Origin of the sequence: Hymenobacter plasmatis (assembly GCF_020711255.1) — a bacterium.
Classification (GTDB): Bacteria; Bacteroidota; Bacteroidia; order Cytophagales; family Hymenobacteraceae; genus Hymenobacter.
Map to the genome: position 1 here is coordinate 118,756 of NZ_JAJFAW010000008.1, position 20,939 is coordinate 139,694.

General features: G+C 61.4%; 16 protein-coding genes. 4 read left to right on the forward strand and 12 right to left on the reverse strand.

The annotated features are described in order from the left end of the window. Nucleotides 1-39: 39 nt before the first annotated feature. Both LJ738_RS08010 and LJ738_RS08015 read left to right on the forward strand, forming a co-directional pair. The gene (locus LJ738_RS08010; RefSeq protein WP_227785809.1) at nucleotides 40-522 is read left to right on the forward strand and encodes a ferritin-like domain-containing protein; all 483 of its coding nucleotides are present in this window, start codon (nucleotides 40-42) and stop codon (nucleotides 520-522) included. Nucleotides 523-682: 160 nt separating this feature from the next. Further along, entirely contained in the window at nucleotides 683-2,170 is a 1,488-nt protein-coding gene (locus LJ738_RS08015) for an exonuclease domain-containing protein (RefSeq protein WP_227785811.1), read from the forward strand. A gap of 129 nt (nucleotides 2,171-2,299) precedes the next feature. On the opposite strand, the gene acs is transcribed toward LJ738_RS08015, so the two are convergent. The 9 genes from acs to LJ738_RS08060 all read right to left on the reverse strand — a co-directional run bounded on the left by acs (nucleotide 2,300) and on the right by LJ738_RS08060 (nucleotide 14,866). Next, nucleotides 2,300-4,210, reverse strand: a complete 1,911-nt coding sequence (gene acs, locus LJ738_RS08020; RefSeq protein ID WP_227785812.1) for an acetate--CoA ligase — start codon at nucleotides 4,208-4,210, stop codon at nucleotides 2,300-2,302. Nucleotides 4,211-4,372: 162 nt separating this feature from the next. Further along, on the reverse strand, nucleotides 4,373-6,298 hold the full coding sequence (locus tag LJ738_RS08025; protein WP_227785813.1) for a propionyl-CoA synthetase: 1,926 nt from the start codon (nucleotides 6,296-6,298) through the stop codon (nucleotides 4,373-4,375). Between the two features lie 219 nt (nucleotides 6,299-6,517). Beyond that, entirely contained in the window at nucleotides 6,518-6,895 is a 378-nt protein-coding gene (locus LJ738_RS08030; protein ID WP_227785814.1) for a response regulator transcription factor, read from the reverse strand. Nucleotides 6,896-6,924: 29 nt separating this feature from the next. After that, a complete protein-coding gene (locus LJ738_RS08035; protein ID WP_227785815.1) occupies nucleotides 6,925-9,732 on the reverse strand; it encodes a sensor histidine kinase in 2,808 nt (935 codons plus the stop codon). A 67-nt stretch (nucleotides 9,733-9,799) separates the two neighbouring features. Next, the gene (locus tag LJ738_RS08040) at nucleotides 9,800-9,943 is read right to left on the reverse strand and encodes a hypothetical protein (RefSeq protein WP_227785816.1); all 144 of its coding nucleotides are present in this window, start codon (nucleotides 9,941-9,943) and stop codon (nucleotides 9,800-9,802) included. A gap of 214 nt (nucleotides 9,944-10,157) precedes the next feature. Continuing rightward, a complete protein-coding gene (locus LJ738_RS08045) occupies nucleotides 10,158-11,648 on the reverse strand; it encodes an MFS transporter (protein WP_227785868.1) in 1,491 nt (496 codons plus the stop codon). Nucleotides 11,649-11,700: 52 nt separating this feature from the next. Next, nucleotides 11,701-13,242 (reverse strand): hypothetical protein, encoded by a 1,542-nt coding sequence (locus LJ738_RS08050; RefSeq protein WP_227785817.1) that lies wholly within the window; start codon nucleotides 13,240-13,242, stop codon nucleotides 11,701-11,703. A gap of 139 nt (nucleotides 13,243-13,381) precedes the next feature. Further along, nucleotides 13,382-13,804 carry an IS1/IS1595 family N-terminal zinc-binding domain-containing protein gene (locus LJ738_RS21470; RefSeq protein ID WP_227785818.1) on the reverse strand — a complete coding sequence of 141 codons (423 nt, stop codon included), beginning with the start codon at nucleotides 13,802-13,804 and terminating at the stop codon, nucleotides 13,382-13,384. A 96-nt stretch (nucleotides 13,805-13,900) separates the two neighbouring features. Next, the gene (locus LJ738_RS08060; RefSeq protein ID WP_227785819.1) at nucleotides 13,901-14,866 is read right to left on the reverse strand and encodes a M28 family peptidase; all 966 of its coding nucleotides are present in this window, start codon (nucleotides 14,864-14,866) and stop codon (nucleotides 13,901-13,903) included. Between the two features lie 79 nt (nucleotides 14,867-14,945). On the opposite strand from LJ738_RS08060, the gene LJ738_RS08065 reads away from it, so the two are divergent. Then, on the forward strand, nucleotides 14,946-15,869 hold the full coding sequence (locus tag LJ738_RS08065) for a flavin reductase family protein (protein WP_227785820.1): 924 nt from the start codon (nucleotides 14,946-14,948) through the stop codon (nucleotides 15,867-15,869). Nucleotides 15,870-15,957: 88 nt separating this feature from the next. Here the strand turns inward: LJ738_RS08065 and LJ738_RS08070 are convergent, their stop codons facing one another. The 3 genes from LJ738_RS08070 to tsaE all read right to left on the reverse strand — a co-directional run bounded on the left by LJ738_RS08070 (nucleotide 15,958) and on the right by tsaE (nucleotide 18,213). Continuing rightward, on the reverse strand, nucleotides 15,958-16,266 hold the full coding sequence (locus LJ738_RS08070) for a YdhR family protein (RefSeq protein ID WP_227785821.1): 309 nt from the start codon (nucleotides 16,264-16,266) through the stop codon (nucleotides 15,958-15,960). 174 nt (nucleotides 16,267-16,440) lie between these two features. Continuing rightward, entirely contained in the window at nucleotides 16,441-17,667 is a 1,227-nt protein-coding gene (locus LJ738_RS08075) for an alanine dehydrogenase (RefSeq protein ID WP_068195232.1), read from the reverse strand. Nucleotides 17,668-17,775: 108 nt separating this feature from the next. Further along, nucleotides 17,776-18,213: a tRNA (adenosine(37)-N6)-threonylcarbamoyltransferase complex ATPase subunit type 1 TsaE gene (gene tsaE / locus LJ738_RS08080; RefSeq protein ID WP_227785822.1), complete on the reverse strand. Its 438-nt coding sequence runs from the start codon at nucleotides 18,211-18,213 to the stop codon at nucleotides 17,776-17,778. A gap of 204 nt (nucleotides 18,214-18,417) precedes the next feature. Between tsaE and LJ738_RS08085 the strand changes: the two genes are divergently transcribed. Continuing rightward, a complete protein-coding gene (locus tag LJ738_RS08085; RefSeq protein ID WP_227785823.1) occupies nucleotides 18,418-20,883 on the forward strand; it encodes a TonB-dependent receptor in 2,466 nt (821 codons plus the stop codon). Nucleotides 20,884-20,939 lie beyond the last annotated feature (56 nt).

Here is a 20,939-nt window from a genome sequence, read left to right on the forward strand (position 1 = left end):
AAATCCCTAACTTCATGACTCACCAATTATTTTATAACTATGACAACGCCCAATGAAAAATTAGCCCGCGCTTATATCGACCTCGTCGAAATTAACAAGTCAGCCAATAAAGGATATCAGGAAGCGGCTTCGGGGGTATCTACTCCTCAAATCAAGACGGAGCTAAAGCACCTTGCAGACCAACGAGCACAATTCGCTTCGGAGCTAGCGCAACAAGCCAGCCGCTTTGGCGTGAAAACCGATACTAAAATGACCGTGGAAAGCTCTTTCACCAACGTGGCCTCAACGGTGCAGCGCAACTGGATGAATGTAAAGACTGCCGTCTCCGGGCACAACGAAGCTGTCATTCTGAACGAATGCGAAACCGTCGATACCACGGCCCTCAAGGCCTACGATATGGCTCTGAAGGAGCCCGACCTGCCCCAGCCAGTTAAGCAAGTCATCGAACAGCAGCGGAACCAGATTGTGTCCGCTAAAAACACCCTGTCCCAGCTGAAAAACCAAGCCAAGAGCAACAGATAGTGCGGCGATAGCCGTTAGTAGCTACCAGACGGTACGCTGCCAATTGGCCGCTCAGAGCGCAAAAAAGGCAGTCCGTAAGGGCTGCCTTTTTTAGTTGTGCAACCTTATGCCGGGCTAAATTTGTTAGTCTTCTTTCCGACCACCATCCCGGCCCTGCGATTTGTACGCCATCATTGACCTTGAAACCACCGGCGGGCAGCCCACCCAGGACCGCATCACCGAAATAGCGATATACATTCACGACGGCGAGAAAATCGTGGACGAGTACGCCACGCTGCTCAACCCCGGCCGGGCCATTCCGCCGTTCATTACCCAGCTCACCGGCATCACCAACGACATGGTGAGCGACGCGCCCCGGTTCCACGAAGTGGCCCGCAAAGTGGTGGAAATGACCGAAGGCTGCGTGTTTGTGGCCCACAACGTCAGGTTCGACTACTCGTTTCTGAAGAAGGAATTTGCCGACCTGGGCTACAACTATTCCCGCAAAACCCTGTGCACGGTGCGCCTGAGCCGCTCGCTCATTCCCGGCCAGCCCAGCTACAGCCTCGGCAAGCTGTGTCAGAACATCGGCATTGAGCTGGAAAACCGCCACCGCGCTGCCGGCGACGCCCACGCCACCGCCATCCTGTTTGGCCGGCTACTCAAGATTACCCAGGAAAGCGAAAACGTGCCCCACGGCACCGACACCAGCCACACCCTGGCCCGCGTGGATGCCTTGGCGCCCGCCGGCAACCGGCCCCAAACCGCCACCAAAACGCCCTCGCCCAAGCGCGTGGCCGCCGTGCAGACCGCTATTCGGGAAGCCCTGATGCCGCCGCTGCTGTCGGCTTCGGTGGTGGCGAATCTGCCGCAGGCCACGGGCGTGTACTACTTCCACAACGAGGCCGGCGAGGTGATTTACGTGGGCAAGAGCATCAACATTTACAAGCGCATCCAGCAGCACTTCGCCGTCGATGTAAAGTCGCGCAAGAGCCTCGAATTCAAGAACTCCATTGCCGACATCACCTGGGAACTTACCGGCTCTGAGCTGGTAGCGCTGCTCTACGAGTCGCACCTCATCAAACAGCTCAAGCCGGCCTACAACCGCGCCCAACGGCGTTCGGTGTTCCCGGCGGGCATTTACCTACGCGTAGACGAGCAGGGCTACAAGCGCCTGGCCTACGGCCGCGCCGATGCCCGCAACGCCGAAATCCCCATTATCGCGCTGGGCAACCAGTACAAGGCCCAGGGCTTTCTGTACCACAAAGTGGCCAAATACAACCTGTGCCAGAAGCTCTGCGGCCTCTACAAAACCCAGGGCGCCTGCTTCGACTACCAGGTGCACCACTGCCAGGGCGCCTGCCTGGGCCTGGAGCCGCCCGAGAGCTACAACCAGCGCGTGGATGAGGCCATCGACAGCATCAGCTACGAGCACGAAACCTTCGTCGTCATTGGCGCGGGCCGCACCGAGCTGGAAAAGAGCATTGTGCTGGTCGAGAACGGCCGCTACCGCGGCTTCGCCTACGTCGACGAGACGTTCTCGGCCCGCAAGTTGGCTGATTTCCGGGACGTTATCCAACCATTCACCGACAACAAAGACACCCAGCAGATTATCCGCCATCACCTGCGCACCAAGCACAAAGGCGAACGGGTGAAGGTTTTTGGGTAGATGCACTTTGAATGCATGACGATGTAGGGGCGGGGCTCGCCCCCGCCCGTAGGTGGACGACTTGGCTTGAATCGTTCAACTACAGGCGGGGGCGAGCCCCGCCCCTACTTCATACGAACCTTTCAGGAGCTACCTCTTCCCCGCCACAATCTCATCCACTACCAGTGGGTCGAGCAGGGTGGATACGTCGCCCAGGTTGCTGGTTTCGCCTTCGGCTACTTTGCGCAGAATGCGGCGCATGATTTTGCCCGACCGGGTTTTGGGTAGGCCCGAGACAATTTGAATTTTGTCGGGCTTGGCGATACGGCCAATTTCGGCAACCACCGCTTCGATGATGCTGGCTTCGGCGCGCCGGATTTCCATGTCAGTTGTTGGCACCCCGTCTTTGCAGATGACGTAGGCGTAGATACCCTGGCCTTTAACGTCGTGCGGGTAGCCTACCACGGCGCTTTCTACTACGTAGTCGCTCTGGTTGATGGCATTCTCGATTTCGGCGGTGCCGAAGCGGTGGCCGCTGACGTTGATAACGTCATCGACACGCCCGATAATGCGGTAGAGGCCATTCTCGTCGCGCCGGGCGCCGTCGCCGGTGAAGTAGTAGCCGGGATAAGGCGTGAAATAGGTTTGGCGGGCACGCTCGTGGTCGCCCCAAGTGGTGCGGATGATACCGGGCCAGCTGGCCTTAATGGCAAGGTAGCCCTCCTGGTCGTTGCCTTCGATTTCGGTGCCGTCCTGGTTGAGCAGTACGGGATGCACGCCGGGCAGCGGCAGGCCCGCCCGCGCCGGCACCGAGGGCGTGATGCCGGCCAAGGCCGAAATCATGATGCCGCCGGTTTCGGTTTGCCACCACGTGTCTACGATGGGGCAGCGGCCTTTGCCCACGTGCTGGTGGTACCAGTGCCAGGCCTCCTCATTGATGGGCTCGCCCACCGAACCCAGCACGCGCAGGCTGCTGAGCGAATACGCCAGCACGTGGTCGAGGGGCGCGGCCATCAGCGAGCGAATGGCAGTGGGCGCGGTATAGAAAATAGTGACATGGTGCTTGTCAATCACCTCCCAGAAGCGGCCCGGCGATGGATAAGTGGGCACGCCTTCAAACATGAGCGTGGTGCTGCCCGCCAGCAGGGGCCCGTAGAGGCCGTAGGTGTGGCCCGTAACCCAGCCAATGTCGGCGGTGCACCAGTACACGTCGTTTTCCTCTACCTGAAACACGTTGCGGAAGGTAAAATCGGCCCAGACCATGTAGCCGGCCTGGGTGTGCACCACGCCCTTGGGCTTGCCGGTGCTGCCGCTGGTGTACAGGATAAAGAGCGGGTCTTCGGCCTCCATTTCGGCCACCGGGCATTCTTTTTCCACGTCCTTCACCTCGTCGTGGTACCATACATCGCGGCCTTCCTCCCACTGCACCGGCCAGCCGGTGTGCTCCACCACTATCACGCGGCGCACCGAAGGGCAATTTTGCAAGGCTTCGTCGACCACCGACTTCACCGGAATCTGCTTGGCGCCGCGGTTCAGGCCGTCGGCGGTGAGGACCACCTGGGCTTCGGCGTCGTTGACCCTGTCGGCAATGGCCGTGGCCGAAAAGCCCGCAAACACCACCGAGTGCACGGCCCCGATGCGGGCACAGGCGAGCACGGCCACCGCCAGCTGCGGAATCATGGGCATGTAGATGATGACCCGGTCGCCTTTTTTGACGCCATTTTTTAGGAGCACGTTCCCAAACTGGCAGGTATGCTCGTGCAGCTCGCGGTAGGTCAGGCGCAGGTGGCGGGTTTTGGGGTCGTTGGGCTCGAAGATGATAGCCAGCTTGTTGCCGCGTAGGGCCAGGTGGCGGTCGAGGCAGTTTTCGGTGAGGTTGAGCCGGGCGCCTTCAAACCAGGTACTCCGTCCTTCGGGCGAAAACTCGCCGCCTTTCACCTTATCCCACTTGCGTCGCCAGGTGAAGGGTTCGGCGATGTCGCCCCAAAAGGCATCGGGGTCCGCGATGGACTGCTTGTAGGCGACGTGGTATTGCTCTAAGGTGCGAATGCGGGAGTGCATAGTGGGGAAGGTTGGGGTGAAAGGTTGAGTTTAGAAGCGAGTATCCGCTAGCTAAGGCGGCTGGGAATCCGCGGGCCTTGGCGGGCCGGCTCAACTTAGCCATGCAAGGAATGAAATATATTAGACACCCCCACAAGGCCCAAGCCGGCTTGGCTTGAGCCGTTAGGAAGGATGGCTGGCTTCGTACGCCAGCCCAACTCCGCGCCGCTGCAAGCCTGCCCGGATTTCATCCAGAATAAGGGGGTCGTCGATGGTGGATGGCACGGCGAAATCTTCGCCATCGGCCAGCTGGCGCAGGGTTTTGCGGAGGATTTTACCGGAGCGGGTCTTGGGCAGGCGCTTCACCACCAGCACCGTTCGGAAGCAGGCGAGCGCCCCAATTTGGGCGCGCACGGTGGCCACCAGCTCTTTTTCTAGGGCCTCCTCTCCTATCGTATGGCCATCTTTCAGCACCACCAGCCCCACGGGCACCTGCCCGCGCAGGCTGTCGGCAATGCCCAGCACAGCGCACTCGGCCACGGCAGGGTGCGCGGCCAGTATCTCCTCCATTTCGCCGGTGCTCAGCCGGTGGCCGGCCACATTGATAACATCGTCGACGCGGCCCATGATGTAGCAGTAGCCTTCGCTGTCGCGGTAGCCGCCGTCGCCGCTCAGGTAGTAGCCCGGGAAAGTGGCCATGTAGGCTTCGTGGAAGCGGGCGTCGTCGTTCCAGAGCGTGGGGAAACAGCCGGGGGGCAACGGGAGCTTCACGGCCACCAGGCCGGTGGTTCCGGCCGTCACGGGCTCGCCGGCCTCGTCCAGAACCTGCACGTCGTAGCCCGGCACGGGGTGGCCGGCGCTACCAGGCCGGGGCGGCGGCATGCCCTCCAGGCCCACTAGGGTGGCCAGCATGGGCCAGCCCGATTCGGTTTGCCACCAGTGGTCCACCACGGGCACGCCTAGCACCTGCTGGGCCCAGGCGAAAGTGGCGGGGTCACAGCGCTCGCCGGCCAGAAACAGGTGGCGCAGGCTGCTCAGGTCGTACTTGCTAGCCAGCAGGCCGTCGGGGTCTTCTTTCTTAATGGCCCGGATGGCGGTAGGTGCCGTGAACATAACCCGGGCGCGGTGCTGCTCCACAATGCGCCAGAACGCGCCGGCGTCGGGCGTGCGCACGGGTTTGCCCTCATACAGCACCGAGGTGCAGCCCCGGAGCAACGGCCCGTACACAATGTAGGAATGCCCCACCGCCCAGCCAATATCCGAGGCGGTGAACATGACTTCGCCCGGCGCCAGGTCATAAATAGCCTCCATGCTGAAGCGCAGGGCCACGGCGTGGCCGCCGTGGTCGCGCAGTACGCCCTTGGGCCGGCCGGTGGTGCCACTGGTGTAGAGGATGTAGAGCGGATGCGTGGCCGGCACCGGTAGGGCTGCAATGGGCGGGGCCTGCAGCAATTTGCGGTAGTCAAGGTCGCGACCGGGCTGCAGGGTGGCAGTCACAAAATCGCGCTGGCACACCACCACGTGGGCCGGTTTGTGGGTCGCTTTCGCCACGGCCTCATCCACAAGGGGCTTGTAGGGAATGATGCGGTCGAACTCCATGCCGCCCGATGCGCAGATGATGGCATGGGGCTTGGCATCGTCGATGCGCACGGCTAGCTCGTGCGGGGCAAAGCCCCCGAACACTACCGAATGAACCGCCCCAATGCGTGCGCAGGCCAGCATGGCCACCACGGCCTCGGGCATGTTGGGCATGTAGATAATAACCCGGTCGCCCAGCCCCACCCCAATGGCGCGCAGCCCACCGGCAAACCGCGCGGTCATGTCCAGCAGCTCGGCGTAGGTGTAGGTGCGCAGGGTGTTGGTAACAGGCGAGTCGTAAATCAGGGCCGGCTGGCTGCCCCGGCCGTGCCGCACGTGGTAGTCGAGGCAGAGAAACGAGGTGTTCAACTCGCCTCCCTCAAACCAGCGATAAAAGCCCTGGGCATCCTGGGAAAGCGGCTGCGTAGGCGGCGTATCCCAGTGCAGGTGGGTGGCCTGCCTGAGCCAAAACGCGGCGGGGTCGGCCAGGCTGGCGGCATGCGTCGCGGAATAAGAACAAGCAGGTTTCATGGCGGGTGGGAATTGGGGAGCGGGGGCAGTGGGGCCAGCGAGCATACTACGTCTGTCATGCAGAGCGTAGCGAAGCATCTTATCACGTTATAAGGATTCGTTCAGCGGGGATAAGATGCTTCGCTGCGCTCTGCATGACAGACGGATTAAGAGGATAATAAAACAACTAAAAAGGGAAAGTTTTCATCAAGCTTAAATGACATTGATATATGCAGATAATCAAACAACAATGGCAAGGAGTTCGCGCACTTTTTCCATTAACTGACGGGTACTGAATGGTTTGGGAATATACAAATCGGCTCCCACATCATAGCCCTTCTTCACGTCGGCATCGCGGCTTTTGGCCGAGAGGAAAATGACTTTGGTACCTGCGGCGTTGGGCCGGGCGCGAAGCTGCTGGCACACCTGGTAGCCGTCCACATCTGGCATCATCACATCGAGTAGCACGAGGTCGTAAGGCGTGTGAGCAATGGCGGCCAGGGCTTCGGTGCCGTTGCGGGCAATGCCGACCTGGTAGCCGTTTTTGCGCATCAGAAATTCAAGGGACATGACGATGTTGGGCTCGTCATCAACAATCAGAATGTGGGGTACTTTCATGGCTCATAGGAAGGGTGCGGGTAGAAGGGTTAGCTGACTAGTTCGGGGGTATTTTCCAGGGGCAGTTCCACAAAAAACGTGGCGCCCTGGTTGGGCTGGCTTTCCACCCAAAGGCGGCCGTGGTGCAGCTCAACTATCTTTTTGGTGATGGCCAGGCCCAGGCCGGTGCCTTCGGGCTTGCGGGTGGTTTGGTGGCGGGCCTGGAAGAATTTTTCAAAAATGTGCTCCTGCTCAGCGGGCGCAATGCCTTTGCCATTATCGGCAATAGTGAGGGTGAGCACCTGGGAATGTGTGCCGGGGTGAGCTTCTAAGCGCGAGGCTGAGCAAGCTACGGTGAGGCAGATGCGGCCCGAGCCGTTGGGCCGGCAGGCTTTGATGGCATTGGACAGCAGGTTCACGAGCACCTGCATCAGCCGGTCGCGGTCGGCGGGCAGCTCGGGCAGGTCGGGCGGGATGGCCAGGTCGAGGGAAATGTGCTTTTCGCGCAGCAGCTGGCCCACGGTGTCCACGGCTTCTTCCAGCAGCTCGAGCACCGGCACGGGAATGCGCTCCAGCGTGGCCTGGCCCGACTCGAACTTCTCCAAATCCAGGACCAGGGAAATAAGGCGCGTCAGGCGCTCGGCCTCGCGGCTGATGGTGTGCTGAAACCGTTGCCGCTCGGGCTCCTCCAGCTCGGGGTTGTCGGCCAGGATTTCGGCCAGCGCCCGAATGCTGGTAAGCGGCGTGCGCAGCTCGTGCGTCACGGTGTACAGGAATTCGTCCTTGCGCTGGTCCAGGGCCTGGAGCTGAACGTAGGCGGCGCGCAGCTCCTCGGTGAGGCGCTGGAGCTGGCGCGACTGCTTCTGGAGCTGGCGGTTGGCTTCGAGAAGCTGCTGGCTTTCGCGCAGAATGCCCACCACGCTGTCGTAGCTGATTTGCTCGGCCCCCGCCACCGAGGCCACCAGCATGCGCGCCGAGGCCGGCCCCAGGCTGCCAGCCAGCAGCTTCTCGGCGTAAGTGAGCAGGCGCGGGTCGGCCGAGGCAAGGTCCTGCGGCGCAGTACCGTTGGGCTGAATTCTGGCCGGCAGGGCATCAGGAAAGCGGTCGGAGAAAGCCCGCAGGGCTTGGTTGGTGCGCTTTTTCCCCAGGAAGCCCAGTAGCAGGGCCCGCACATCGGGAAACGCGGTGCGGCCCTGCCAGCCAGCCACTTCCTCGGCCAGGCTGCGGCGAATGAACACGTCCACAAACACGTCGGCCTGCCGCAGCTCCAGCGCCGTGGGCGGCTTGGCCAACGACAGCCCAACGTACAATCCAACGTTGACCAGCCAGCTCCAGAAAAGGCCGTGCGACAAGTAGTCGAGTCCCTCCAGCCCAAACAACGCAAACGGCCGCAGCCCGGCAATGCCGCCCACGCCCTCGGTGAGAATGGATTCGGGCAGCTTACCCGGCCCCACCATGGTGGGCAGCACCAGCGTAAAAAACCACACCCCAAACCCCGCCAGCAGGCCCACGGTAGCGCCTCGCCGGGTGCCGCCCTTCCAATACAACCCGCCCAGCACGGCCGGCACAAATTGAGCTACCGCCGCAAACGACACCAGCCCGGTATTCACCAGCGGCAGCTGCTTGCCCACCTCGGCGTAGTAGCCGTAGGCCAGCAGCAGTACGGCCACTACGGCTAGGCGCCGGCTTTGCAGCGCCACCCGGCCCAGGTAGGCAAACCAACGCGTCTGCAAAGCCGGGCGGGCCGCCGGCACGCGCACCAGCAGAGGCATGAGCAGGTGGTTGCTCATCATCACGCTCAGGGCAATTGTTTCGACGATAATCATGCTGCTGGCCGCCGAGAGCCCGCCCAGATAGGTGAGCAGCGCCAGCCAGGAGTGCCCGGCCGAAAGCGGCAAGGCGAGCACAAACGTGTCGGCATCGAGCCCGCTGGCCCCCAGGCGCAGCATGCCGCCAAACGCCACGGGCAGCACAAAAAGGTTGATGACGATGAGGTAAAGCGGAAACAGCCACATGGCCTTGCGCAGGTGGTTCTCATCCACGTTCTCCACCACGGCCACCTGAAACTGACGCGGCAGCAGCAGCACCGCCGACATGCTGAGCACCAGCAGCGTAAACCACGCCGCGCCGCTGGTGCCGCTGCCCTGCAGCGTGAACAGCTGCCGGAGGGCCGGCACCGCGGCGGCCTGGTCAAACACATCGGCGAACCCGCCGAACAGCCCAAACGTGACGAATAACCCCAGCGCCAAAAACGCCACCAGCTTGAGCAGGCTTTCCACGGCCACGGCCAGCACAATGCCTTCGTGGCGCTCGGTGGCCTCCACCGACCGCACCCCAAACAGGATGGTGAACACGGCCAGGGCTCCGGTGGTGTACAGAGCAGTGGCCGCGGCCGGACCAGCCGCGCCGGCCGGGCTGCCGGTCATGGTCACGAAGGAGGCCGCAATGGCTTTGATTTGCAGGGCGATGTAGGGCACAATGCCCAGCACGCACACCGCCGTAACCAGTGCTCCTAGTGATGCACTTTTGCCGTAGCGCGCCGAGATAAAATCGGCAATAGAAGTGAGCCGCTGCTGCCGACACACCCGAATGATTTTGCGCAGCACGAGCCACCACGCCGGCGCCAGCAAGGTGGGCCCGAGGTAAATGCTCACGAACTCGAGGCCGTGGGTGGCGGCCCGGCCCACGCTGCCGTAATACGTCCAGGCGGTGCAGTACACGGCCATGCTTAGGGCGTACACGTAGGGGTTGCTCACCAGGCTTTTGCGCGCCGCAGAGCGTCGCTCGGCCGCGTAGGCCACGCCGAAGAGCAGGGCCAGGTACCCGAAGGAGAAGGCAATGACGAGCAGCTTGGACATGAAGCCGATTAAAATTAAAAAAGACCCAACAGGGCAGCTCCATTGCCCCAGCACCGCGGGATGCCGCTTATTCTTCGTGGCGCTTGCGCACCAGGTAGGCGGTCAGGCCCACCAATAAAAACCACATCAGTAAGACGTACAAGTACAGGACCGGCACCCCTCCTACCCGCTTGTCCTGGTCGAAGACGGCCAGCAGCGGAAAGCTAAGCATTACCCCAAACAAAACGCTGAGGAACAGCAAGCGCTGACCCCGACGCGGTTCGGCTTGCTCGGGGGGCGTGCGGGGCGGCATGGATAATTCGGGCTTGGTGGGCATGGGCGGGCGCTGCGTATGGGATACGGTAGCCCTTCAATTTAACGGAAAAGCCGCCAGCCCAACGGACCAGCGGCTTTTTAAAGGTTGGCCAAGGCCGGGAAATGGCGCTTTACACCACCGGAGTGGGCTGGTCGGCCATGAGTTTCACGTTGCGCACGTCTTTCATTTTAGCCGAGCCATACAGGAAGCAAATCGCGGCAATAACCACCGGGTACACCAAGCCGAAATAGATGCTGTGCTCTTTGAGAAAGCCGGAGGGCTGCGCGGCGGCATAGGCCACCATCGAGGTCGAAATCAGGGGCACGAGGCCCCCAAAGATGCCGTTGCCAATGTGGTAGGGCACCGACAGCGAGGTGTAGCGCACCTTGGTCGGGAACAGCTCCACGAGGTAAGCGGCGATGGGGCCGTACACCATGGTCACGAACAGCACCAGGCAGAACACCAGCACAATCATGGGGAACATCTGGTAGTTGTTGGCCACCATCACGGCGGGCACGACTGCACCAGAAGCGTCTACCGTGGCGGCGGTTTTCTCCACGGCCGGGCCAGCAAACTGCGTCAGGCCGTAGAAAATGGGAATGGTGAACAGCACCCCGCACAGCATGCCCGTCATGATGATGCGCTTGCGCCCGATGCGGTCCGATAGGCTGCCGAAGTACACGAAGAACGGCGTGGCAGCCAGCAGGGCCACGCACAGGATAATGCTGGCCGGAATCTGCTCCAACTTCAGCACCGTTTGCAGGTAGAAGTAGGCGTAGAACTGGCCGGTGTACCAGATTACCCCCTGGCCCATGGTGGCGCCAAAGAGCGCCAGCAGCACGAGGCGGCGGTTTACGGGCTCCACAAAGGAGTCGCGCAGCGGCGAGGTGCTCACGGTGCCTTCGTCCTTGGCTTTCTGAAACAGCGGCGACTCGTTCAGCTTGCGGCGAATGACGTAGGAAGCCACCAGCAGCACCGACGACAGCAGGAACGGAATGCGCCAGCCCCACTCGGCAAACGCCGGCGCGCCCACAATCAGCTTGGTGCCCACGATGACGGCCACGCTGATGAACAGGCCCACCGTGGCCGTGGTCTGAATGAAGCTGGTATAGTAGCCGCGCCGGTTGTCGGGAGCGTGCTCGGCTACGTAGGTGGTGGCGCCGCCGTACTCGCCGCCCAGCGCCAGGCCCTGCACCACGCGCAGCAGGAAGATGATAATGGGCGCCGCCACGCCAATGGTGGCATAGTTGGGCACCAGGCCAATGGCAAACGTGGAGCCGCCCATGAGCAGCAGCGTGAGCAGGAAGGTGTACTTCCGGCCCACCATGTCACCAATGCGGCCAAACACCACGGCGCCAAACGGCCGCACGACAAAGCCCACCGCAAAGGCAGCCAGCGTGCTCAGGAGCGCCGCCAGCGGGTTGGTCTTCGGGAAAAACTGCGTGGCGATGATGGTGGCCAGCGAGCCGAAAATGTAGAAGTCGTACCACTCGATGACCGTGCCCACCGACGAGGCCTTAATCACCTGCCAGATTTTGCTGGTGGGGGTGGCGTTGTTGTCGTGCGCAATGGCGGGGCCGGAGGCGGCCGCGCCATAGGGTTGGGTCAGGCTCTGTTCCATGTTGGTTTGTTTTTGCAAAAAGATGAGAGGGTTAAAGAAACTGGCGGGCGGCCTACAGGAAGACCTGCGTCTGCAGCGTGATTTCGGGGCGGTATTTCACGTCGTTCACGTTGGTGAAATCGGGGCGGGCGCGGTAGTTGAGCGTCACTTTGGCGTTGTGCCCATCGAGCAGCAGGTTCACGCCGGCATCGTAGATGTTCACGCCCTTGGTGTCGCCGTTGGTTTGGCGCAGGCCCTCGTAGTTACTATGCATATACGCCACGTAAGGCTGCAGGCGCGCCTTGGGGCCCAGGGTGTTTTTGGGCATCAGGTAGCCGGCCTGAATGTATTCTGAGCTACCGGTACCGGACTGCGGCACGGCATTTCCGCGGGTGGCGCTGGTGCCATAGCCGGGATTTTCAGGCCCTAAAAAGCGCACGTAATTAGGTCCCAAGTTGAAGTTGTAATACACGCCGTAGAGCGTGATGGCCGTGCGCGAGGTGGTATCCAGGGGCACATCGTAGAAGGCATCCACGCCAAACAGCTTCATATCGTGCTTGGTGGTGGCAACGGTGCCAAACGGGTCGGCCGATACGGCCGGCGTCACGGTCACGGTGCTCCCAGTCGACCGGGAGTACATGGCATCCTTGTTATAAAGAAAGCCGGCGCCTACGCTAAAGACCCGCTTGGTGCCCAGGTAAGTGCCCTGGGTGTACGGCAGCAGGTTGGCCTCAGGCTCCAGAAAATTATAGCTGAAATACCCCTGGTACACGTGGTTGGCGTTTTGGGGATTGTAGTTGGCAATGCCCGTCCCGGTGTTCGAGCTGCCCACTGTAGTGCCCAGGCTCAGCGGCGTGCTGGTCTGGTTGGTCAGGAAGGCATCATTCATCGATACCCGGTAATCGAACTTGCCGACGCGACCCTTGGCGTAGATGCCAAGCCACCGCGCAAACTGGTCGGTGAGCTCAATGGTGGGGAAGTTGGTCAGCGGCAAGTCCACCGCCATGATGCTCGTGGTGCTGGCGCTGGTCATGCGCGAAATGCCGTTGTAGTAGTGAATGCCCGCGCCCAGGTTCAGGTACTTGTTCACCCGGTATTCGGTCACGGCTTCGTGAATGAACAGCTGGGGCTTTTTGCCATCGGTGGTGGGCGCCACGCCCCCGCTCACCGCGTTTTGGTTGTTGATGCCAAAGTGGGTGTAGACGAGGAACCGCGGGTTGAGCTGGGCTAAAATCACCATGCGCGAGCGGCGGATACCGAAATCTATCTGGCTGGCCTTGGGCGCACTGGGGGCGCGCAGGGTGCCGGTATTGTTCTCGGTGTAGCGCGCGTACACCTGCGTCCAAATCATAAAGCGCAGGTATTTGGAGCCATCGGGCGAGAGATTCACCTTCATGCCCGGCCCGTAGGCCGCCGGTTTTGCCGGGGCTGCCGGGCCCTGGGCCATGGCTGGCGCCTGGGCCGGCGACGCGGGAGAGGACACCGGCGGGGCGGGCGCCGGCTCGGCAGGCGGCGGGGGCGTGCCGGTGGTGGGCGGAATTACTTGCCCGAAGGCCGTACCGGCACCTGCCAGCAGCAAGCTGCTCAGGGCTAATGCGTAGCGATTTAGTCGCATAGTAAGGTGAAGTATGGTGGGAGGAATGCGTGAACCGTATGCCGCCAGGCAGCATTCAGCCCGGCTAAGTAGCACCCGCCTTCTTCCATTAACTACACCCCCGCAGTCGTTTTGCTAACTGCTATAGCTGCGCCCCGCCCTACCCGGCCCGAAACCGCTCCCAGCGAATCACCATGAACTTGTCGCCCAGTTCGGTTATCATCATGCCGGCCCCTTTCACATTGCCAGGCACTTGGAAAAAGGCCGCCAGTTCGGCCTGGTTCAGGATTTTGTAGGTGGGATGATAATCGGTTTGGCGCGGGGCCCGCACGCCGTACTTCTTCACCCAGTTCATCACGCTCACGTGGCTCACGCCCAGCAACCGCTCAATTTCGCGGTAGCTCACGCCCTCAATGTAGAGCTGCAGGGCCTTTACCACATAGTACGGGTTCACCTCGCGGCCCACTTTGGCCACCGTGTAGTGGTAGCCGCAGTCGGCGCACTTAAACCGCTGCCGCTCGTTCACCACGCCACTTTTTGTGGCTTTCGTCGACTCGCATTTGGGGCAGGCGGGAGCATTCACGGCACAGACGAATTAGGATGAAACGGCGAAAGCTATAGGTATTGAGCAAATATATACCTTTTTAGCAAATATACAAGACCTCGTAACTAATTGGCATTAAGAACGAAGAGTGAGCAGAGCCGTAAGCAGCGCATCTACGGCCAGGGCCAGGCGGGGCATGTCCAGTTGAGCTACCGTGTCGGTGGTTTCGTGGTAGGCGCGGTTTCGGTAGAAGGCCGTGTCGGTGAGCAGCAGGGCCGAATAGCCGAATTTCCAATAATTCAGGTGGTCGGAAAAGTCGATGCCCGGAAGCCACGCCGGGGCCGTGAAGCGCCGTACGGGGAGCGCCGCCCCAGCGCGGTAGCTGCGTGCAAACTGGCGGGCAAAGCGCCCGCTCCCAAATTTGCGGGCCGCCACCACGTAGTTGCCCCGCGAGCCATAAATCAGCTTCAGTGGGCCAAAGGGGTAATGCTGCGAGCCGCGGCGGTCGTCATAATAGCCCAACATTTCGAGGGCCACCATGCCGCGCACCGGCACCCCGGCTGCGCGCAGCGACGCCGCGTGCACGTAGCTGCCCATGTTGGGCGTCCGGAAAAACGGGGGCTCTTCCAGGGTATACGCCACCAAGTCGAGGCGCTGCGAAAGCTGGGGCCTGGCCCCAAGCTGCCGGGCCAACTCCAGCAGCGCGGCAATGCCAGTGCCGTTGTCGTCGGCGCCCGGCTGGTTGCCGCACACGTCGTAATGCGCGCCAATGACCACTACCGGCCCCTCGGCGGGGCCAAAGGATGCCACCACATTGCGGTAGGTGCGGCCCTGCACTTGGTACGGCTGCTCGTGCACCCGCGCTCCACTGGCTTGCAGCTGCCGGCTGAGGTACGCCGCCACACTGTCGAGCACTGCGGGGTGGGCCGAATTGCGAGGGAGCGGCGTGGTAGTGAGATAGCGCAGGTGCTGGCGGAGGCGGCTGGTGTCGGTGGCCAGGGGGCTGCGCGCCGCGCTATTGCCCTGGGCCTGCGCCGCTGCTGCCAGCAGCAAGCTCCCGAGCAGCACCAGTGGCCCAAGGAGCATTCGTTCGGGTTTCATACGGCGAAAGCTACCTAGCTTTGGCCAAAGCGGCACCCATGCCCTATTAATTGCCTTAAATCCTGCGCTGCACCTGCCCATGCCCACCTTCCACTCCCTCACTCCTGCCGACCTCAAGCCCAGCGAGTGGCATCCGTTTTTGGTAGGTGCGGTGGCGCCGCGCCCGGTGGCCTTCGTCAGCACCGTCGATGCCAAGGGCCGCGTGAACCTGAGCCCCTACAGCTTCTTCAATGCCTTCAGCTCCAACCCGCCCATTCTGGTGTTTTCGCCCGCCAACCGGGTGCGCGACAACACCCAGAAGCACACGCTGCAAAACGTGCGCGAGGTGCCCGAGGTGGTCATCAACATTTGTGACTTTGCGATGGTGGAGCAGATGTCGCTGGCCAGCACGGAGTACGAGAAAGGCGTGAACGAATTCACCAAAGCTGGCCTGACCGAGCTGGCCTCGGAACTGGTGCAGCCGCCGCGGGTGGCGGAGGCCCCGGCGGCGTTTGAGTGCGTGGTGGAGCAGGTTATTGAGCTGGGCCACAACAACGGCGCCGGCAACCTCGTCATTTGCCGCGTGGTGCGCGCGCACTTCCGCACCGACATCCTCCTGCCCAACGCCACCGGCATCGACCCCTTCAAGCTCGATGCCGTGGCCCGCCTGGGCGGCGACTGGTACTGCCGGGCCAGCGGCCCCAGCCTCTTCGAAGTACCCAAGCCCAACCGCCACATCGGCATCGGAATCGACCAGCTGCCCGAGTACATCCGGAACAGCGACGTACTGACCGGCAACGAATTGGGCCGGCTGGCCAATATTGAGCTGGATGCCATGCCCACGGCAGAGCAAGTGGAGGATTTCAGGACCGAGCCCTTAGTAGCGTATACTCTCAACAAATACCGCAGCGACACCCCTGAGCTGGAGAAACAGCTGCTGCAATTGGGGCGGCAGTATCTGGCCGAAGGCAAGCTGGTAGAAGCCTGGAAAGGCTTGCTGCTCATCGGTCCTAGTCGCACTTAACTGGCAAAAAGCGGTGCCTACAGCGGGCGCACCAATTCAAAGACTTCTAGCCGCAGGCTGCGGTCGCCGCGCACAAATAAGGGGGCGCTCAGGCCGTTTGCATTATGGGGGCCCGGGTAATGAGGCTTATTTCCTCCATAATGTCCCTTTCTTTCAACGTGAAGTTGCTAAGCGCGGGATGGGAAACAACCACTCCGACCAACGAGCTGACTTTGAAGTCTTGTAAAGAAGCATCGTCTTCGAAGAGGTAAACGCCCCCCGCTTCTTGCTTTTCTTTATCAATCAGCCAGATTTTCCAAATACAACCCGGCACGGCCGCAAATTCGGGAGCCAGCTGCGCGATGAGTTTCTGATACTCCTCGAAGCTTACATTGTATTTGTAATTTGTAACAAGCACCCTCTGTGACATGGCGACACGTATTGCAGATGAATGTATGGAAACAACTGGCTGCTCCTAATGCGGTTGCCAAGTAGGATTTGCAAGCTTACTTCTTTATTGTCAAGATAGTAAATACCTTACTTAAAGGCAAGAAACACCCAAGATGCTTATTGCCGGCAAGCTTGCTGCTAATTAATTCCGCACCGCAATCAGCAGCCCCAGCTCCTTGTAGCGGAGGTTGAACTTCTTCGCAATCATGGCATTGGTGAGCGAGCCGCGGTAGATGTACACGCCACTGCGGAAATGCTCGTTGGTGAACAGCACCTCGTTGATGCCGCCGTACTGGCTGATTTCCTGCAGAATTGGGGTGAAAATGTTGCTCAGGGCATTGGTGGCGGTGCGGGGCACGCGCGAGGCAATGTTGGGCACGCAGTAATGCACCACATCGTACTTGCGGAACACAGGCTTGCTGTGGCTGGTCATCTCGCTGGTTTCGAAGCTGCCGCCTTGGTCGATGCTCACGTCGATGATGACGGAGCCGGGAGCCATGCTCGACACCATTTCCTCGGGCACCATAAAGGGAATGCGGCCGTCTTCCACAGCCAGAGCGCCGATTACGACGTCGGCCCGGCGGATTTGCTGGCTCAGGGCAAACGTATCGAGCGTGCTCGTGTAGAGCTGCATGCCCAGGTTGTGCTTGAGGCGGCGCAGCTTGTAGAGGTGATTGTCGAACACTTTCACTTCGGCGCCGAGGCCGGTGGCGGCGCGGGCGGCGTACTCCGCCACCGTGCCAGCCCCCAGAATGACCACCTGCGACGGCGGCACACCCGTAATACCGCCCAGGATGATGCCTTTGCCCTCGTTGGAGCGGGCCAGGTATTCGGCCGCAATCAGCATGACGGTGGAGCCGGCAATTTCGCTCATGGCGCGCACCACCGGGCGGGCGCCGCTGGGGTCTTTCATCAGCTCAAAGCCGATGGCGTTTATCTTTTTGCGGGACAGCGCCGCAATGTACTCCTGGGTCATGGAGCCCATTTGCAACGCGGAAATCAGGGTTTGGCCGGAATGCAGTAGCTCAATTTCGTCGAGCGTGGGCGGGGCCACTTTCAGCAGCACATCGGCCTTGAACACCTCTTCGGCCGAATATGCAATCTGAGCGCCCGCTTCTGAGTAGGCGTGGTCGGCGTACTTGCTGGGCTCGCCGGCGCCGGCTTCCATGATTACCTCGTGGCCTTCGTTCACGAGGTGCTGCACGGCCTCGGGCGTGAGGCCCAGGCGGTTTTCCTGGAGCGAGGTTTCGCGGGGCAGGCCAATAAAGAGTTTGCGCTTGCGCGTTTCCACGGCCAGCATCGATTCCTGCGTGAAATAGGCGCGGCTCGTGGCCAGTGACTCAAAACCGGATGGTAGCTGTTCGGCCATAAACCAAGTGGGGCAGGAAATGACAGGGCCAACAACCGAAAGGCGAAGGGCGCTTTCGGCGGGAAAGGGCGTTGGCAACTGGCAGGTTAACGCCTGTTCAGATGTAAGTTAGCTAATAAGAGCAAGATGAATGGTCCGGGCCTCGGCGCTCAGCACGTCCAAACGTACTTCAAGCCGTGGCTCAGGTAATAACTCCGCCACGCGGGCGGGCCATTCCACCAAACAAAGATACCCGGAATCAAGGTACTCCGCGGCGCCAATGCGCTCGGCCTCTTCTACTGAATCAATGCGGTAGAAGTCAAAGTGATACACGGGCTGGTTGCGCCCGTCGCGGTATTCGTTGACCAGGGCGAAGGTGGGGCTGCTCACGTCGTCGGCCACGCCCAGGGTGCCGGCCAGCGCCCGAATCAGAGTGGTTTTGCCCGCGCCCATTTCGCCCTCAAAAGCCACCACCGAGCACCCGGATTCGGCAATGGCGGCTTGCACTTGCCGGGCCGCCGCGGGCAGGTCGGCCAGGGTAGGCACTGTGATAAGGAGAGGAAGCATAGGGCAAAATTACCGCGGTGCGGCACAAGCAACCATGCTTTTTTGGATTATCGATGCGTTTACCACACCTTTACACTTTACCGGCCAGGGTAACATGTTAATATAAAGAGGGTATAGCTACTCCTCACGCGCCTGCTGCCTGCGCCCGGCTACCAGCCCCGGTTGGTGCCAAAATCCCTTCTGCCTTCTACCAAACCCTCCTACATGGCCCATTTTTACCCGGCTCGGCTGGGCTTCAAGCCTCTTCCTACTCTGCGATTACTGGGGTTTAGCGCCTTGCTTGCGGCCCCGCTCACGGCCCTGGCCCAACAGCGCGTTGCAGTGAGCGGCACCGTGGGCAACAGCACCGGAGCCCCCATCGAATACGCTACCGTAACGCTGCACCGCGCAGCCGACTCAACCGTAGTAAAAACCGAATTCAGCGACAGTCAAGGCGCTTTTCGGCTGGAAGCCGCGGGCGGCAGCTACCTGGTTTCGGCGGTTCAGGTGGGCTATGGACGTTCCTGGAGCCCCGCGTTTGAGCTGACGGCGGAGGGCCTGACCTTACCCGGTATCAAACTATCTTCAAGCCGCGTCACGGCCCTCAAAGAAGTGAAAGTAACGGCGCGCAAGCCCCTGTTTGAGCACCTGGCCGACCGCACGGTGGTCAACGTGGCCGACAGCCCGCTTTCGGCCGGCTCCACCACGCTCGACGTGCTAAGCCGCGCGCCCGGCGTGACGGTCAGTTCGGGCGATGTGCTGGGCCTGCGCGGCCGCACGGGCCTGCTGGTCGTAATCGATGGCAAGCGCACGCCCCTAACGGGCACCGAACTGGCCGATTACCTGAGGTCGTTGCCCGCCGAGCAGCTGCAGAGTATTGAGCTGATTACCAACCCACCGGCGCAGTACGATGCCCAGGGTGGAGCTGGCGTCATCGCCATCAACCTAAAAAAGGACCAACGCCTGGGCACCAACGGCAGCGTGAATGCCAGCTACGGCCGCGGCGAGTACGGCAAGTTCACTACGGGGCTGGCGCTGAACCACCGCCGCAAGAACCTCAACGTCTACGGCAACTACGCCTACGCCGACCGCTGGGGGTTTTTCCGGCATAATTTCAATCGGCAGTATGCCGAGTCGGCGCTGCTGCCGGCAGCCAGCAGTGTGCTGGCCAACGAGCAGCTTTCGCACCTGCGCTCGCACACCGGCAAAGTGGGCCTCGACGTAAATCTCTCGAAACGGACCACGCTGGGGATATCGGCCTCGGGGCTGGCCAGCGAAACCAACAGCCGCACGGCCAACAACACGCAGTTTTTTGGAGCCCAAGGCGAAACCATTTCCCGCTATACCTCCATTGCCGACCAGGACCTCAACCGGCCCAGCGGAGCCGCCAACTTAAATTTCCGCCACGCCTTCGCCGACTCGGCCACGGCCAGCACCCTGAGCGCCGATGCCGACGTAGCCCAATACCGCACCACCCGGCAGCTGGCGCTCAACACCTATTACGAAATCCCGGCATATTCTCCCCGGTTGCTCTCCGGTGACCAGAGCACGACGCTCACTATCAAGTCCGTCAAGTCAGATTTCAGCACCCCGCTCCCCTACCGGGCGCGACTGGAAGCCGGCGCGAAAGTGACCCGGATAATATCCGATAACAACGTGGCCTTTGTGCGCACTGCCAACGGCACAAGCGCGCTGGACCCGGCCATCTCTAACCAGTTCCGCTACGAGGAAAACGTGAACGCCGCCTACGTGAGCGTTCGCCGCGCTACTCCTAAAAGCACCGTTCAAGCCGGCCTGCGCGCCGAGCAAACCAACACCCTGGCCGCCACTGTAGGTAGCAGCTCCCGCGAGCGGCACTACCTCCAGCTCTTTCCGAGCGCACTGCTGCAGCGCACCCTCAACGAACGGCACGGCCTGGCCCTCTCGGTAGCCCGGCGCATCGACCGGCCCAGCTACGGCCAGCTCAATCCGCTGCGCGCCTATTCGGATGCCACCTCCTACCGCGCTGGCAACCCCGACCTGCTGTTGCAAACCAGCTACAACGTGGAGCTGACGCATACTTACCGCCAGAAATACAGCACCACGCTCACTTACGCACAAACCGACCAGCCCATCGTAAGCGCCGTGCAGCTCTCCGAAGACGGAGGCCGCCTGGTGGTGAACCGCGATGCAAACCTTAAGACGCAGTACACCTACTCCCTTGCTCTCGACGCTCCTTTTGAGTTGGCCAAGTGGTGGACGCTCAACGCCAATGGCGTGCTTTACTACTCGCGTTTCCAGGGCACGCTGGCAGGCACTCCCCTCGACCGCGGCCAGCCCGCGTTTACGCTTGCCGCCAACAATAGCTTCGGCTTGCCCAACGGTTGGGCAGCCGAGCTGAACGGCAACTTCCAGACGGGCGAGATATGGGGTTTTGAAGTCTCGCGGGCCCGGGGGCAGGTCGCGGCTGGTGTGCAAAAGAGCCTGTGGAAAAAGCAGGGCACGCTACGGCTTAACATGGCCGATATTTTCTACACTATGCCGGCCCGGGCCACCTCCACCTACTATAACTTCTCCGAGAGCTTCCGGGTGGCTCAGGATACCCGCGTGGTCACGGCAGCCCTCACCTACCGCTTCGGCAACAGCAAAGTGGCGGCAGCGCGCAAGCGCACCGTGGGCGCCGACGAAGAACTGCGCCGCGCCGGGCAATAAACAGCACGTAGTGCAACCCACAGGAGGGCAAACGGTCATTGGAGCCGCTTTTATAC

Excerpts from the sequence above, each read along its gene's own strand:
- LJ738_RS08010 (WP_227785809.1), top strand. The coding sequence starts at position 40 with ATGACAACGCCCAATGAAAAATTAGCCCGCGCTTATATCGACCTCGTC.
- acs (WP_227785812.1), bottom strand. The coding sequence starts at position 4,210 with ATGCACTCCCGCATTCGCACCTTAGAGCAATACCACGTCGCCTACAAG.
- LJ738_RS08025 (WP_227785813.1), bottom strand. The coding sequence starts at position 6,298 with ATGAAACCTGCTTGTTCTTATTCCGCGACGCATGCCGCCAGCCTGGCC.
- LJ738_RS08030 (WP_227785814.1), bottom strand. The coding sequence starts at position 6,895 with ATGAAAGTACCCCACATTCTGATTGTTGATGACGAGCCCAACATCGTC.
- LJ738_RS08035 (WP_227785815.1), bottom strand. The coding sequence starts at position 9,732 with ATGTCCAAGCTGCTCGTCATTGCCTTCTCCTTCGGGTACCTGGCCCTG.
- LJ738_RS08040 (WP_227785816.1), bottom strand. The coding sequence starts at position 9,943 with ATGCTTAGCTTTCCGCTGCTGGCCGTCTTCGACCAGGACAAGCGGGTA.
- LJ738_RS08045 (WP_227785868.1), bottom strand. The coding sequence starts at position 11,648 with ATGGAACAGAGCCTGACCCAACCCTATGGCGCGGCCGCCTCCGGCCCC.
- LJ738_RS08050 (WP_227785817.1), bottom strand. The coding sequence starts at position 13,242 with ATGCGACTAAATCGCTACGCATTAGCCCTGAGCAGCTTGCTGCTGGCA.
- LJ738_RS08060 (WP_227785819.1), bottom strand. The coding sequence starts at position 14,866 with ATGAAACCCGAACGAATGCTCCTTGGGCCACTGGTGCTGCTCGGGAGC.
- LJ738_RS08065 (WP_227785820.1), top strand. The coding sequence starts at position 14,946 with ATGCCCACCTTCCACTCCCTCACTCCTGCCGACCTCAAGCCCAGCGAG.
- LJ738_RS08075 (WP_068195232.1), bottom strand. The coding sequence starts at position 17,667 with ATGGCCGAACAGCTACCATCCGGTTTTGAGTCACTGGCCACGAGCCGC.
- tsaE (WP_227785822.1), bottom strand. The coding sequence starts at position 18,213 with ATGCTTCCTCTCCTTATCACAGTGCCTACCCTGGCCGACCTGCCCGCG.
- LJ738_RS08085 (WP_227785823.1), top strand. The coding sequence starts at position 18,418 with ATGGCCCATTTTTACCCGGCTCGGCTGGGCTTCAAGCCTCTTCCTACT.